16 protein-coding genes are annotated in these 13,441 nt (G+C 40.5%); 7 read left to right on the top strand and 9 right to left on the bottom strand.

Translation table 11 applies throughout. The annotated features are described in order from the left end of the window. Window position 1 precedes the first annotated feature (1 nt). The 7 genes from J8L73_RS04265 to J8L73_RS04235 all read right to left on the bottom strand — a co-directional run bounded on the left by J8L73_RS04265 (window position 2) and on the right by J8L73_RS04235 (window position 5,864). Window positions 2-1,501 (bottom strand): RNA polymerase factor sigma-54, encoded by a 1,500-nt coding sequence (locus J8L73_RS04265; protein ID WP_211014995.1) that lies wholly within the window; start codon window positions 1,499-1,501, stop codon window positions 2-4. A gap of 69 nt (window positions 1,502-1,570) precedes the next feature. Next, window positions 1,571-2,296 carry an LPS export ABC transporter ATP-binding protein gene (gene lptB / locus J8L73_RS04260; RefSeq protein WP_210998949.1) on the bottom strand — a complete coding sequence of 242 codons (726 nt, stop codon included), beginning with the start codon at window positions 2,294-2,296 and terminating at the stop codon, window positions 1,571-1,573. Beyond that, a complete protein-coding gene (lptA, locus tag J8L73_RS04255) occupies window positions 2,293-2,829 on the bottom strand; it encodes a lipopolysaccharide transport periplasmic protein LptA (RefSeq protein ID WP_210998950.1) in 537 nt (178 codons plus the stop codon). Before lptA ends, lptB begins: the two co-directional genes overlap by 4 nt. Further along, window positions 2,819-3,373: an LPS export ABC transporter periplasmic protein LptC gene (gene lptC / locus J8L73_RS04250; protein WP_211014993.1), complete on the bottom strand. Its 555-nt coding sequence runs from the start codon at window positions 3,371-3,373 to the stop codon at window positions 2,819-2,821. Before lptC ends, lptA begins: the two co-directional genes overlap by 11 nt. Continuing rightward, window positions 3,370-3,921 (bottom strand): 3-deoxy-manno-octulosonate-8-phosphatase KdsC, encoded by a 552-nt coding sequence (gene kdsC / locus J8L73_RS04245; RefSeq protein WP_211014991.1) that lies wholly within the window; start codon window positions 3,919-3,921, stop codon window positions 3,370-3,372. The genes lptC and kdsC overlap by 4 nt, the downstream gene beginning before the upstream one ends. Then, window positions 3,922-4,893: a KpsF/GutQ family sugar-phosphate isomerase gene (locus J8L73_RS04240; RefSeq protein WP_211014989.1), complete on the bottom strand. Its 972-nt coding sequence runs from the start codon at window positions 4,891-4,893 to the stop codon at window positions 3,922-3,924. It abuts the gene before it with no gap. A 2-nt stretch (window positions 4,894-4,895) separates the two neighbouring features. Next, entirely contained in the window at window positions 4,896-5,864 is a 969-nt protein-coding gene (locus J8L73_RS04235; protein ID WP_211014987.1) for a calcium/sodium antiporter, read from the bottom strand. A gap of 254 nt (window positions 5,865-6,118) precedes the next feature. Between J8L73_RS04235 and J8L73_RS04230 the strand changes: the two genes are divergently transcribed. Genes J8L73_RS04230 through murA form a run of 7 tightly spaced genes read left to right on the top strand, consistent with a single transcriptional unit; the run spans window position 6,119 to window position 10,783 of the window. Continuing rightward, window positions 6,119-6,934 (top strand): ATP-binding cassette domain-containing protein, encoded by an 816-nt coding sequence (locus tag J8L73_RS04230; RefSeq protein ID WP_211015336.1) that lies wholly within the window; start codon window positions 6,119-6,121, stop codon window positions 6,932-6,934. Next, the gene (gene mlaE / locus J8L73_RS04225; protein ID WP_058546981.1) at window positions 6,934-7,713 is read left to right on the top strand and encodes a lipid asymmetry maintenance ABC transporter permease subunit MlaE; all 780 of its coding nucleotides are present in this window, start codon (window positions 6,934-6,936) and stop codon (window positions 7,711-7,713) included. The genes J8L73_RS04230 and mlaE overlap by 1 nt, the downstream gene beginning before the upstream one ends. Before the next feature lie 13 nt (window positions 7,714-7,726). Beyond that, entirely contained in the window at window positions 7,727-8,275 is a 549-nt protein-coding gene (gene mlaD, locus J8L73_RS04220; protein ID WP_210998955.1) for an outer membrane lipid asymmetry maintenance protein MlaD, read from the top strand. Between the two features lie 5 nt (window positions 8,276-8,280). After that, window positions 8,281-8,961 carry an ABC transporter substrate-binding protein gene (locus J8L73_RS04215; RefSeq protein ID WP_211014985.1) on the top strand — a complete coding sequence of 227 codons (681 nt, stop codon included), beginning with the start codon at window positions 8,281-8,283 and terminating at the stop codon, window positions 8,959-8,961. Then, entirely contained in the window at window positions 8,954-9,247 is a 294-nt protein-coding gene (locus J8L73_RS04210; protein WP_058546984.1) for an STAS domain-containing protein, read from the top strand. The genes J8L73_RS04215 and J8L73_RS04210 overlap by 8 nt, the downstream gene beginning before the upstream one ends. 5 nt (window positions 9,248-9,252) lie before the next feature. After that, entirely contained in the window at window positions 9,253-9,510 is a 258-nt protein-coding gene (locus J8L73_RS04205) for a BolA family protein (protein WP_058546985.1), read from the top strand. Between the two features lie 13 nt (window positions 9,511-9,523). After that, window positions 9,524-10,783 (top strand): UDP-N-acetylglucosamine 1-carboxyvinyltransferase, encoded by a 1,260-nt coding sequence (murA, locus tag J8L73_RS04200; protein WP_211014984.1) that lies wholly within the window; start codon window positions 9,524-9,526, stop codon window positions 10,781-10,783. Between the two features lie 87 nt (window positions 10,784-10,870). On the opposite strand, the gene J8L73_RS04195 is transcribed toward murA, so the two are convergent. Further along, a complete protein-coding gene (locus J8L73_RS04195) occupies window positions 10,871-11,953 on the bottom strand; it encodes a trypsin-like peptidase domain-containing protein (protein WP_211014982.1) in 1,083 nt (360 codons plus the stop codon). Window positions 11,954-12,053: 100 nt separating this feature from the next. Further along, entirely contained in the window at window positions 12,054-13,406 is a 1,353-nt protein-coding gene (locus J8L73_RS04190) for a Do family serine endopeptidase (RefSeq protein ID WP_210998959.1), read from the bottom strand. Between the last annotated feature and the right edge of the window lie 35 nt (window positions 13,407-13,441).

Genomic DNA, 13,441 nt, shown 5'->3' with positions numbered 1-13,441 from the left:
CTTATATCAAACTCTTTCGTTGATTAGACGGTGGAATAGCCAGAGATTCGCGGTATTTTGCGATTGTGCGTCTAGCTACTTTAATTCCTTGCTCAGCCAATATATCCGCAATTTTACTATCACTCAATGGTTTTGCTGAGTTTTCTGCGGCAATCAATTTTTTTATCAAAGCACGTATTGCTGTAGACGAACACTCACCGCCATTTTCGGTGCTTACATGGCTTGAGAAAAAGTATTTAAGCTCAAATATACCACGTGGCGTGTGCATGTACTTTTGAGTAGTTACGCGCGAAATAGTCGATTCGTGCATTTCTACCATTTCAGCAACATCGTTTAAAACCATAGGCTTCATGGCCTCTGGACCATGCTCAAAAAAGCCCTGTTGCTGCTTAACAATACAATTAGTTACTTTAAGCAATGTGTCGTTTCTGCTCTCTAGGCTTTTTATAAACCATTTAGCTTCTTGTAAATGAGAGCGAATAAATTGACTATCACCACTAGATTTAACTGTACGCGACATAGCTGCATATTGGCTATTAACACGTATTTTAGGCATGCTATCTGGGTTTAGCTCAACGACCCAGCGGCCTTTTATTTTTTTCACCGACACATCGGGAATTACATACTCTGACTCTTCCCTTACTATAGTATCTGCGGGTTTAGGGTTTAGAGTGTGTATTAACGTCATTACTTCTTTAAGCTCGTCTTCTTTGAGCTTAGTTTTCTTCATTAATGTACGATAGTCGCGAGCTGCTAATAGATCAATATGCTCGGTTAAAATCATCTTTGTTTCATTGATAAAAGGCGCATCTTTATCAAACTGATTTAGCTGAATACACAAACACTCTTGTAAGCTACGAGCTGCTATACCCACAGGATCAAATAACTGAATACGTTTTAAAACGGCCTCTATTTCATCAAGTTCAACTTCACCTTCGTCGTCATTCTCTTGATTAAAGCTTTCTAAAATTTCTTCACAACTAAGTGTTAAAATACCAGAGTCATCTACGGCTTCAACTATCGCTATTGCGATAGCTTCATCCGTGGGACTAAATGGCGTGAGCTGTAATTGCCACATTAGGTATTCGTGAAGTGTTTCGGTTGAAGCACCTTGGTAAATAGATTCATCTTCTGGCATTGGGCCTGATGATGAAGCAGGTGCTGCGCTCATGTACTCATCCCAGCTTACATCCATAGCCATTTCGTCACTTACTGTATCTTTAGTAAGTGCTTCACCACTATCTTGCTCGTACTCGCTCGGTTTTTCGTCAGCACTAGCGCTTACGGTTACTTCGTCGTTATCTGCTTTTTGCTCGTTTTTACCAGCCGATTCTTCCGTGTAATCTTGTTCATCTACTTCGAGAAGCGGATTACTATCAAGCGCTTCTTGTATTTCTTGCTGGAGATCCAATGTACTGAGTTGCAGCAAACGAATTGCTTGTTGCAGCTGTGGAGTCATTGTAAGTTGCTGGCCCATGCGCAGCTGTAATGATTGCCTCATGTATCTCTAACAATCCTTTTATGTTGTTATAATTAATACTAGCAGATGCTTAAAGACATGGCGTAAATGTTACAGCCTAAATTGCTCGCCTAAATAAACATCGCGTACCGTTTTATCGTTTAATACGTGCTCTGGTGTACCAGAAGCAATTAACTCTCCATGAGAAACAATGTAGGCTTTTTCACAAACATCAAGGGTTTCTCTTACATTATGGTCGGTAATTAATACACCAATGCCGCGATTTTTAAGGTGTTCTATTATTTTCTTTATATCTAATACCGATATAGGGTCAACACCTGCAAAAGGCTCATCCAATAAAATAAATTTAGGATTAGCGGCTAATGCGCGCGCTATTTCTACACGACGGCGCTCACCACCCGATAAAGCCATACCTTGGCTGTCTCGAATATGTTGGATACTAAATTCATCTAACAAGTTGTTAAGCGTATCTTCTCTCGCTTTTTTATTAAGCTCTTTACGCGTTTCTAAAATAGCCATTAGGTTTTGATAAACGCTAAGCTTTCTAAAAATTGACGATTCTTGTGGCAAGTAACCTATGCCTAATCTAGCACGACTATGCATGGGTAAAAGAGTAATATCGTTCTCATCGATAGAAATTTTGCCTTTATCGCTTGGTACAAGGCCTACTATCATATAAAAAGTAGTCGTTTTGCCTGCACCATTTGGTCCGAGTAACCCTACAATACTGCCGGCTTTGACTTCAAGGCCAACGTTTTTTACAACTTCGCGACCTTTATAGCTTTTTGCTAATAGCTCTGCTTTTAATGTGCTCATGGCTGACCTTTATCACTTTCTTTTTTTGGCTTAACAGGCACTAAAATAGTGTGCACGCGGTCGGTTGAGTTTTCATCTTTTTCGGCGCTAATTAATTGCTGTTGCATGTCGTACGTAATGCTTTTTGCATTGATTTTTTGACCTGCTTGCGCAACTTCAGCATCACCAACAAGCGTTAAAAATCGTTTTGCTACATCGTAACGCACCTCGTTTGCACTGGCGCTCATTACCGTGCCGTCAGCTTGTTTTTCTTCGAAATAAGCTGGGCTACCTGTTGCTATTAGTAACTGTTTGTTATCACCTAAATCATCGCGCTTATGTACTTCTAAGCGGTCAGCTGTAATACGACGATTACCGTGAATAATTTCAACGTTCTTTTCAAAAATCCCAACATTGGCTTTTAGCTGACCTTCTTGTTTGTCGGCGCTAATTGAAATCTGATCAGCAGCAGGAGCTTCTCGCTCTGCCGTATAGCCATTAAAAGCAAGTAGAAGGGCTGGAATTATAAGTATTTTAGACATTTTATTGGTCATAATATATGGTTCGCGTATGGTTAATTAGTTTAATCACTTCAGTTTTTAAGTCGGCTTCAAGGCCTTTACCGGTGATTTTTAAATTGGGCCCCGTAATGACAACAGGCTGTTCTGAACGCATTGTTAATAGGTTTATATCAACTTGAATATTGTCAGCGTTGATTTTGTCTATCATAGCGTTGTCGGTTAAATTTATGGCAACTACATTACCTTCTAAAATTAACTGTTTGTCTTCGTATAATGTTGCTTCGTCAGCGTTTATTTGCCATGTTTGTTTTTCGTTATATAGGGTAAATATAGGCTTTTCAAAAAATGTAAAACCTAGTTGCTGGTATAATTCCATTTTAGCCGCTGTTACTTTGTGGCTAATTTTACCCTGTTCATCGTAAGCTGTTTGCTTAAGTTCAATAGCTATATAATCAGGCTCAGCAATCACTTCAGCTTCTTCCTGAGGTGCTGTATTTGTTTGGGTAAAATAAGGGTACCAAAGCCAAACCATACAGCTAATGAATAAAATGCTAAGTATTATACGCGCCGCATTCATGAACTAGTGCCTTGTGTGGTAAGCGCCTTACCATTTTCAAGCATGAGTAAATCGGTAAGTTCTCTTACGGCTCCAAAGCCTCCAGGCATTTGTGTAACATAATGCGATAAACGTTTAATAAGTGGGTGGGCATCGTTTACAGCAACGGCAAAGCCGACTTGTTCCATTACAGGCATATCGGGGCCATCATCGCCAATATAGGCAATTTGCTCGTCGCTAAGGTTAAGCTTGTTTTTTAGCTCTTGGTAAGCAATGAGTTTGTCTTCTTGGCCTTGATAAATATGTTGCACTGTTAAGCTGCTCATACGGGTTTGCACTATTTGAGAATGACGCCCAGTAATAACGGCTACTTCAAAGCCACTATTTATTAATGCCTTTATGCCAAAGCCATCTTTGGTGTTAAACGCTTTTAGCTCTTCGCCTTGGTTACCAAGGTAGATTCGCCCATCAGAAAAAACACCATCAATATCGCATATAAGTAGTTTTACTTTTTTTGCACGCGCTTTTGCGTCTGCACTTAGCGGTTGATAGAGATCTTCAAATTGCATTTACAACACTCCTGCTTTTAATAGGTCTTGCATGTTAAGTGCGCCAATTGGCTGATTTTGTTCGTTAACCACAATCAACCCATTGATACGTTTGTTTTCCATTATATTGAGCGCTTCAGCTGCAAGTATATCTTGGGTAGCCGTTGTACATGACGTAGTCATTACCACACTAATCAAAGTGGTATGAATATCAATACGTTGCTCTAAAATACGGCGTAAATCGCCATCGGTAAATAATCCCGCAAGTTCTTTATTGTCATTAACAATCGCAGTCATGCCTAAGCCTTTGGCTGACATTTCAATTAATGCATCTTTTATGGTTTGTGAAATATTAATAATAGGTGTGTTTGTACCACTGTGCATTACGTCTTTTAGCGTTAATAGTAAACGCTTACCTAGGCTGCCTCCTGGGTGCGATAGTGCAAAGTCATCTGCGGTAAAACCTCTAGCCTCTAGGAGTGCCACAGCCATAGCATCTCCCATAGCTAAAGTGGCTGTGGTGCTTGCTGTTGGTGCAAGACCTAATGAACAAGCCTCTTTTTCTACTTTTATGCAAACATGTACATTAGCAAGAGTTGCCATGCTTGATTGCATATTACCCGTCATGGCTATCATTTTTGCACCCAGTCGTTTTAAGACTGGGATGATATTTAAAACTTCGCTGGTTTCCCCTGAGTTTGAAATAAGCATAACCACGTCATTTTTTGTGATCATGCCTAGGTCGCCATGACTTGCTTCACCAGGGTGAACAAAAAAGGCAGGACTACCCGTACTTGCAAGAGTCGCCGCTATTTTATTGCCAACATGGCCAGATTTACCCATACCAATAACAATAATGCGGCCCTGACAGTCGTACATTAATTGGCATGCATGATGGAAGTTTTCATCAATATATTGAGAAATGTCACTCAATGCTTGGCGTTCAATATCAAGAACGCGAAGGCCTTGTTCAATAAAGTTTAACTGCGCCATGTTTACCCTATTTGACTAAAAATATAACCTTGGTAGCCTAAAAATGCGAATAGCAATAAGCCGCCTTCTACTCTATTGATACGCTGAGAACCTCTAAAGTTCAACGACATAATAATAAGAGCAAGTGTTGCACCTATCATTATTAATACATCTCGACTAGCTAAAGACGAATCAATTGCTGAAGGGTTAATAATACCGGCTAGTGGTAATACAGCTAAAATATTGAATATGTTTGAGCCCACAATATTACCAAGAGCAAGGTCGTCTTCATTTTTTAATACGCCTGCAATAGAAGCTGCAAGCTCAGGTAAACTCGTACCTATAGCAATAATCGTTAAGCCGATGACTAAATCGCTCAAGCCAAAGTATTTTGCAATATCAACCGCTGAGCTCACTAAAAAATGTGAACTTACAGGAAGTAAAATCATGCCAATAACTAGCCAAAATACAGCTTTTTTTGTTGGAACGTCATTAGGTACTTCATCGCATGCTTCTGATACAAACGGATCATCTTCATTTTTTGCGCGCATAGAAACAATAATTAGCCCGCCAATAAAAACGATAAAGCCAATTAAAAGTGCAATGCCTTCACCTAGTGAAAAATAGTTATCGGAAAAAATATACCAAGTAGCTAATGAAACGAGCATCACCAATGGCATTTCACGTTTTAACGTACTTGAAGATACCGCAAGAGGGCGAAAAAGGGCGGTAATACCTAACACGAGTAAAATGTTTGTAATGTTTGAACCCACAGCATTACCAACGGCTGTATCGGTTTTATTAGCTAATGCAGCAGAGGCCGAAACCATCATTTCGGGCGCTGAAGACCCCATAGCTACAACGGTTAAACCTACAATCAGTGTAGGGACACCAAAGTTTTTAGCAAGGGCTGCAGCCCCATAAACAAACCTGTCTGCACTCCAAACTAGAGCCGCAAAACCAAGAATCAAAATAACAAACGAGGTAACCATTGTGATAAGCCAGTTATTCAAAATACAGATGGCGCGAATAGTAACAAAAGCCAACATGAAAGTATAAATAAAAGAGTCTGGTCTACTTTAATGTGCCCAGTGCTTTTAGTTTATATTTAGAAACTTAAGCATGCGTTAAGGGAAATTCCCTCAGCCTTAGGCCACTTTTTACAGGTGTATTACAAAATCTTACGAATTGTTTTTTCCATCTTTGATAAAAAACCCTTAAAATAGGAGCACTAGTGAACATTGTTATGGAGAGCGACTTGTCGCAATCAATAGTAGAAGTCAAGGATGTGAGCTTTTCGCGTGGCGATAGAACCATATACAAAAATATGAGTTTCAGCGTACCTAAAGGTAAAATCACTGCCATTATGGGGCCAAGCGGAATTGGCAAAACCACCATGCTACGTTTAATCGGCGGTCAGCTTAAGCCTGATTCTGGTGATATTTTATTTGAAGGTGGCAGCATTCCAAGTATGTCGCGTAAAGAACTGTATGCGGCACGAACTAAAATGAGCATGCTTTTTCAAAGCGGTGCTTTATTTACCGACATGTCAGTATTTGACAATATTGCATTCCCAATTAGGGAGCATACTAATTTAAGTGAAGATATCATTCGATTAATAGTCTTAATGAAGCTTCAAGCAGTTGGTTTGCGTGGTGCTAAAGATTTAATGCCCTCTGAGTTATCAGGTGGTATGGCAAGGCGTGCTGCATTAGCACGTTCTATTGCTTTAGACCCCGAACTCATTATGTATGATGAACCATTTGCTGGACAGGACCCTATTTCGATGGGGGTATTGGTTAAGCTAATAAAGTCTTTAAATGAAGTGCTTGGTCTATCTTCTTTAATTGTAACTCACGATGTGACAGAGGTTATGAGTATTGCCGATCACGTTATCATTATTGCAGATCAAGGTGTAATAGGCTCAGGGACTCCCGATGAGATGCGCAATCATGAATCTCCATTAGTGCAGCAGTTTTTAAATGGTTTGTCGGATGGACCTGTACCATTTCATTTTCCTGCGCAAACATATGCCGATGAGTTACTTGGAGAAAAAGCATAATGTTGGATCTATTTCAAAGGCTAGGGCGAAAAACGCTAGGGCGTTTTGCTGCGCTTGGCCGTTCAGCACATATGCTGTTTAGTGCGCTTGCACACGTTCCTAATTTTAAAAAAGGTACCCCTTTACTTGTACGTCAACTTTACATGGTGGGCTCGCAGTCATTACTTATCATAATGGTATCTGGCTTATTTATAGGTATGGTTTTAGCGCTACAAGGGTATACGGTTTTAGTTGGCTATGGCGCGGAAGATAGCCTTGGTCCCTTAGTGGCATTGAGTTTATTACGAGAGCTTGGGCCAGTTGTTACTGCGCTATTATTCGCAGGGCGAGCAGGAAGTGCGCTTACTGCAGAAATTGGCTTAATGAAAGCAACAGAGCAATTGTCATCACTTGAAATGATGGCAATTGACCCTTTAAAACGCATAATAGCACCGCGTTTTTGGGCTGGTTTTATTAGTATGCCTTTACTTGCACTTATATTTTCAGCGGTAGCAATCATTGGTGCTCACTTGGTGGGCGTTGATTGGTTAGGTGTTGATACAGGTAGTTTTTGGTCAATCATGCAGTCGCAAGTATCGTTTCAGCAAGACATATTAAATGGCTTAATTAAAAGCTTTGTGTTTGCAATTGTAGTAACTTGGATTGCCCTTTATAAAGGGTATGACTGTGTGCCAACCTCTGAAGGTATTAGTAAGGCAACCACCGAAACGGTTGTTCATTCTTCATTGGCAGTTTTAGGTTTTGACTTTATTTTGACAGCGGTAATGTTTACCAGCTAATAGGGTATAGATAATGAATTCACGGAAATTAGAGATTTTAGTTGGTTTTTTTGTAGCACTTGGCATTTTAGCGTTTGCGATGCTGGCATTGAAAGTAGCCAACTCGGGTATTAGTGGCTCAGGCGAAACATATACGCTAAATGCTAAATTTGAAAACATAGGCTCACTTAAAGCACGTGCTCCTGTAAAAGTGGGTGGTGTAGTGATTGGTCGCGTTGAGTCTATTTATGTTCACCCGCAAGAGTTCTTACCTGTCGTAAATATGACAATAGATGCGCAGTACTTGTGTCGTTTTTCAGACACTAGCTCTATCTCAATTTTAACGTCGGGTATTTTAGGTGAACAGTACTTGGGTATTCATCCCGTTATTGCCCCAACTTCAGCAGAGCAGCGTTGTTTAGGCGAAACGGTCACTGAGAATAAGCAAGATGAAGCCATTGATGATTTATTTGGTGTAGAAAGCAAAGCATTAGGTGATAAAGATACAATCACAGATACAAAGTCTGCCATCGTGCTTGAAGAGTTAATTGGGCAGTTTTTATTCAACCAAGGTAGTGAGTAATTATTATGTTGAAAAAGTTTTTAGCAGTTGTAGCCATCGGTGCAGTGGCATTAATCCAAAGCGTTAATGCCGCAGAAGTTAAACTAGATGATCCTAATAAAATGGTCCGCCAAGTGTCGGAGTACACTTTTGATAGGATAAAAAAAGATCAGGCACTGATCAATAAGAACAAAGAGCATCTTCGCGTTATTGTTGAAGAAGAGCTTATGCCTTACATTGACTACAAATACGCAGCACTTCGTGTCTTAGGCAGCGAAGTATCTAAAGTACGTGCAATTAAAGATGAAGCTGAAAAAGCCAAAGCGATCAAAGAAATCCAGCGTTTTATTGGCGTATTTAGAGAATACCTTGTGGCAACTTACGCGGGTGTATTTACTCAATATACCGATCAGCATGTAGAATTTGGTGCAGAGCAGCCATTTAAAGGCAAAGACGTGGTTGTTGTAAAAACCAAAATCACCGAAGACGGTAAACCGGATATTAAAATTGATTTTAAAGTACGCGAAGATCGCAGCGGTGAGTGGCGTGCATACGACATGATTGCTGAAGGTATAAGCTTACTAGATGCTAAACAAAGCGAGTTACAAGGTATTTTACGCCAGCAAGGTATCGACAGTGTAAGCAACCTTTTAGAGCAAAAGAGCCAACTGCCAGTTCAGTTTAGAGGCAGCAATTCAAATGACTAAATTGGCAATAAGCCAAGTTGATGAGCAGCACTTTCGGGTAAGTGGAGAACTTACTCGAAATTCAATTGGCAATGAACAGCTTCTGAACGATAAGTTATTAACTAAGCATAAAACCACCTATTTTGACCTTAGTGAGGTATCTAGGGTTGACACAGCGGGCTTAGCTTGGTTAATTCACTCTTTTGCAGAATTTAAGCAACAAGGTATCCGCCTTGAATTGCAAAATCCACCTGAGCAATTGCAAAATTTAATGCAATTGGGTCAAGTTACAACCCTATTTGAGTGAGAGTTATGGAAACTAGCCAAGTCGAAACATTATTACGCGACGAACTTCAATTATCTGAAGTACATGTAAAAGCCAATGGTAGCCATTATGAAGTGATTGCCGTAGGTGAATGCTTTGACGGTTTAAGCCGAGTTAAAAAGCAACAGCTAGTTTATGGCCCATTAATGAATACTATTTCTGATGGCACAATTCACGCTGTATCAATTCGTGCTTTTACTCCTACCGAGTGGAAACGTGAACAAAAATTTATTTTACCTCAATAGTTAAGGCCTCCTAATGGATCAATTTGTAATTCAAGGTGGCACTTCACTTGCGGGTGAAGTTACTATTTCTGGCGCTAAAAACGCTGCATTGCCTATTTTATTTGCTTCATTACTTGCTGACGGTGTAAGTACATTTACTAATGTACCTCGCCTTCGTGACATAGTAACAACAGAAGCATTATTACAAACATTGGGTGCAGAGGTTAATTGGCAGGGCGATACACTAATAATCGATGGTTCTAGCGTTAATAAAACTCTGGCTCCATATGAGTTAGTAAAACAAATGCGTGCATCTGTTTTAACGCTCGGTCCTTTAGTTGCTCGCTTTGGTGAGGCGCAAGTGTCTTTACCTGGCGGCTGTGCTATTGGTGCTCGCCCAGTAGATATTCATATTCAGGGTTTAGAGCGCATGGGCGCTATAATCAACGTTGAAAATGGTTACATTAATGCCAAGGTTGATGGCCGCTTAAAAGGCGCCGAAATTTTTATGGAAATGGTGAGTGTAGGCGCTACCGAAAACTTATTAATGGCGGCTGCATTAGCTGATGGTAAAACAATTTTAGACAATGCTGCTCGTGAGCCTGAAATTACTGATTTAGCAAATTGCTTAATCGCAATGGGTGCTAAAATTAGTGGTGCTGGTACTAGCCGTATTGAAGTTGAGGGCGTTGAGCGATTGGCTGGCTGTGAGCACAGTATCTTACCTGATCGTATTGAAACCGGAACGTTTTTAGTTGCAGCTGCAATGGCTGGCGGCGAAGTGCTTTGTAAAAATACAGACTTCCATTCGCTTGAGCCTGTTATTGAAAAACTGCGTGCTGCTAATGCACTCGCTGAAGTAAAAGAAGGCAGCATATATTTAGATATGCGTAATCGAGAGCTTAAAGCTGTAAATATTAAGACAATGCCGCACCCGGGTTTTCCTACTGATATGCAAGCACAGTTTACTGCTTTAAACGTAGTGGCTAATGGTAGTGCAACTATCACAGAAACTATTTTTGAAAACCGTTTTATGCACGTACCTGAACTACAACGTATGGGTGCTAATATTCGCTTAGAAGGGCATACCGCTATTTGTGGCGATACTGAAAGCTTAACGGGTGCGCAAGTAATGGCAACTGATTTACGCGCCTCAGCGAGCCTAATTTTAACGGGTATAGTTGCTCAAGGTGAAACGGTTGTGGATCGTATTTACCACGTTGATAGAGGTTATCAGCGTATTGAAGATAAGCTAAGTGCGTTGGGCGCTAATATTAAGCGCAGAAGTAGTTAACATTAGCGCGTTGCGTTAGTTTTTACATAAAACTAAAAAAGGTCGGATATGCGTACGCTATCCGACCTTTTTAATGCTACGGAGCAATTATAGTTTAGTTTCTAGCTCTGCCACTGTAACCATAATCTTTTCTATTTTACCGTTACGATAAAGCTCAAATTCAATTTCTTTACCGGGTTCTGTATTACCTATTTCTTCGAGCACCTTTTGAGGGTTTGCTACAGATAATCCGGCAATTTTAATAACAATATCTTGCTCTTCAATACCAGCTTGCCAAGCCGGGCCTAATGGGTCTAAGTTAGTAATACGCATTCCGACAACTTTAGTCAGGCTATCATTTACTTCTTTTCCTGTACTATCTACCGCGGTGCCTTCAAAGCCTAAATAGCCACGCACAACGCGGCCATGGCGTATTAATTTCCCCATCACCTCTTTAGCTAGTGAGTAAGGGACCGCAAAAAATATGCCTTGAATATTAAGATTCTCGCGGGTTTTAAACTGCGCCGAAGTGATCCCCACTAAGTCACCATTTGAGTTCACCAACGCCCCACCTGAATTACCAACATTTATAGCTGCATCCATTTGCAGTAGGTTGTTATAAGGGCTGTCGGTAATTTTTTGTTTACCTGTCGCACTGATAATTCCTTGCGTAATGGTTTGACCTAAATTAAGTGGGTTACCAATTGCAAGCACGACATCGCCAACACTTGATGAATAGTCATCATCAACGGGAATAACAGGTAAGTGATCGGCGTTTATTTTTAGTAGTGCTAAATCAGTAATAGTATCGAAACCGATTAACTGCACATCAAAAAAGCGTCGACCATCGGTAAGAATAACCATGATCTGGTCTGCATTATTAATAACGTGGTAATTAGTTAATATATAGCCGTCCTGAGCCATAATAACGCCAGAACCTAACTCTTGTACGGTATTTTGTCGTTTATAGCGAGGCTCTTTTGAGATGCTTTCTGAAAAAATAGTCACTACAGATGGCGCAGCTCGTTTTACTGCATCAGAAAAGCTTAAATGGCTTGAGCTCATTGCGCTTGGGATTGGTACATTAGGCAATAGGGCTGCTCTCATATTTGGGCTAAAGAAAACCACTAGAAAGGCAATACCTAAGCCTGCGAACAATGGGGGGAGAACAAATTTTAGTAGTTTCAGCACGAGTTTCTTATTATTTATGAGCAATCTCTTTATGATGGCATAAAAAAAATAACAGCGGCAAGTGCCACTGTTATTTTTATTACATTTATACTGCGATTAATTATTGAATGAGTATAAAGATTGACTCTCGGCCGCGTTTTACGCCTAGTACGATATTGCCTTGCGTATTTTCGATGATTTTATTCATATCACGAATTGTTTCTACACGCTGACGGTTTACCTGCATGATCACATCGCCTTCTTCTAAGCCTACACGAGCCGAAGGCGAGCGAGGGTCTACAGAGGTAACTTCAACACCCTTATTACTATTTTTTTGCACGTTTTCAAGTTCTGCACCTTGAAAAGCAGGATGAAGCTCTTCGCCTGTCGCGGTAACCCCTGACGCACCATCAAGTGTTACTTCAACTGTTTTAACTTTACCGTCGCGGTAAATGCCTAGTTTAACTTCACGACCTTCACCTAAGGTTGCTATTTTGCTACGTAGTTCATGGAAACCACTTATATCGCTGCCATTAATACTGGTAATTACGTCGCCAGCTTTAATACCTGCCTTGCTTGCTGCGGTATCATCCATTACTTGCATGACGTAAGCACCTTGCTTCACGTCAAGTTGCTGCGCTTTAGCTAGCCCTGCATCTAGTGGGCGGCCAGAAATACCTAAAGAGCCTCGGCGGACTTCACCGTGTTCAATTATTTGATCAACTAAGTTCTTCATCATGTTTGATGGGATAGCAAAGCCAATACCCACATTACCGCCTGATGCCCCTAAAATTGCAGTATTAATACCAATCAACTCACCATTTAAATTAACTAATGCACCACCAGAGTTACCTTGATTAATTGCTGCATCTGTTTGGATAAAGTCTTCATAACCCTCAATGTTTAAACCACTGCGCCCAAGTGCGCTTACAATACCTGACGTTACTGTGTGGCTTAGCCCAAATGGATTACCAATCGCAACGGCGAAATCACCTACTCGCAAACTATCAGAGTTGGCAAGCTTAACTTCTACTAAGTCATCTGCGTCAATTTGTAACAACGCAATGTCAGACTCTTTATCACTGCCAATTTTGGTTGCTTCATATTCACGGCCATCTTCGAGGGTAACAACCATTTTTTCAGCATCTTGAACAACATGATTATTTGTTACTACATAACCTTCATCTGCATCAATAATTACGCCAGAGCCTAAACCGCTAAATTGACGTTTTTGGCTACGAGGTTGAGGAGTGCCAAAAAAGAATTCAAGAGGATCGGCACGGCGGCGTACTTCTTTTGAACCAGAAACTTGAATACTAACTACCCCAGGGGTAATTTGCTCAAGCATAGGGGCGAGTGTTGGTAATTGTTGACCATTAACTGCTACCGGTAATTTTGCATACGAGGCGACCGGGCTTAGTAACAAGCTAGTAGAAAGAATAGCTGCGCTGATAAGTGATAATTTCATTTTCATAGTCAGGGTTTACTCCACTTAGGAAAAACAAAAAT

This window comes from Pseudoalteromonas sp. MMG006 (assembly GCF_018101025.1).
In the GTDB taxonomy this organism is placed as follows: domain Bacteria; phylum Pseudomonadota; class Gammaproteobacteria; order Enterobacterales; family Alteromonadaceae; genus Pseudoalteromonas.
The sequence above is the reverse complement of the archived record's forward strand: the minus strand, read 5'-3'. Positions and strand labels throughout refer to the sequence as shown.

Coding starts and splice junctions, on each gene's coding strand:
- J8L73_RS04230 (WP_211015336.1), top strand. CDS start 6,119: ATGGAGAGCGACTTGTCGCAATCAATAGTAGAAGTCAAGGATGTGAGC.
- J8L73_RS04190 (WP_210998959.1), bottom strand. CDS start 13,406: ATGAAAATGAAATTATCACTTATCAGCGCAGCTATTCTTTCTACTAGC.
- J8L73_RS04215 (WP_211014985.1), top strand. CDS start 8,281: ATGTTGAAAAAGTTTTTAGCAGTTGTAGCCATCGGTGCAGTGGCATTA.
- lptA (WP_210998950.1), bottom strand. CDS start 2,829: ATGACCAATAAAATGTCTAAAATACTTATAATTCCAGCCCTTCTACTT.
- lptC (WP_211014993.1), bottom strand. CDS start 3,373: ATGAATGCGGCGCGTATAATACTTAGCATTTTATTCATTAGCTGTATG.
- J8L73_RS04205 (WP_058546985.1), top strand. CDS start 9,253: ATGGAAACTAGCCAAGTCGAAACATTATTACGCGACGAACTTCAATTA.
- mlaD (WP_210998955.1), top strand. CDS start 7,727: ATGAATTCACGGAAATTAGAGATTTTAGTTGGTTTTTTTGTAGCACTT.
- J8L73_RS04235 (WP_211014987.1), bottom strand. CDS start 5,864: ATGGTTACCTCGTTTGTTATTTTGATTCTTGGTTTTGCGGCTCTAGTT.
- lptB (WP_210998949.1), bottom strand. CDS start 2,296: ATGAGCACATTAAAAGCAGAGCTATTAGCAAAAAGCTATAAAGGTCGC.
- J8L73_RS04210 (WP_058546984.1), top strand. CDS start 8,954: ATGACTAAATTGGCAATAAGCCAAGTTGATGAGCAGCACTTTCGGGTA.
- J8L73_RS04240 (WP_211014989.1), bottom strand. CDS start 4,893: ATGGCGCAGTTAAACTTTATTGAACAAGGCCTTCGCGTTCTTGATATT.
- mlaE (WP_058546981.1), top strand. CDS start 6,934: ATGTTGGATCTATTTCAAAGGCTAGGGCGAAAAACGCTAGGGCGTTTT.
- murA (WP_211014984.1), top strand. CDS start 9,524: ATGGATCAATTTGTAATTCAAGGTGGCACTTCACTTGCGGGTGAAGTT.
- J8L73_RS04265 (WP_211014995.1), bottom strand. CDS start 1,501: ATGAGGCAATCATTACAGCTGCGCATGGGCCAGCAACTTACAATGACT.
- kdsC (WP_211014991.1), bottom strand. CDS start 3,921: ATGCAATTTGAAGATCTCTATCAACCGCTAAGTGCAGACGCAAAAGCG.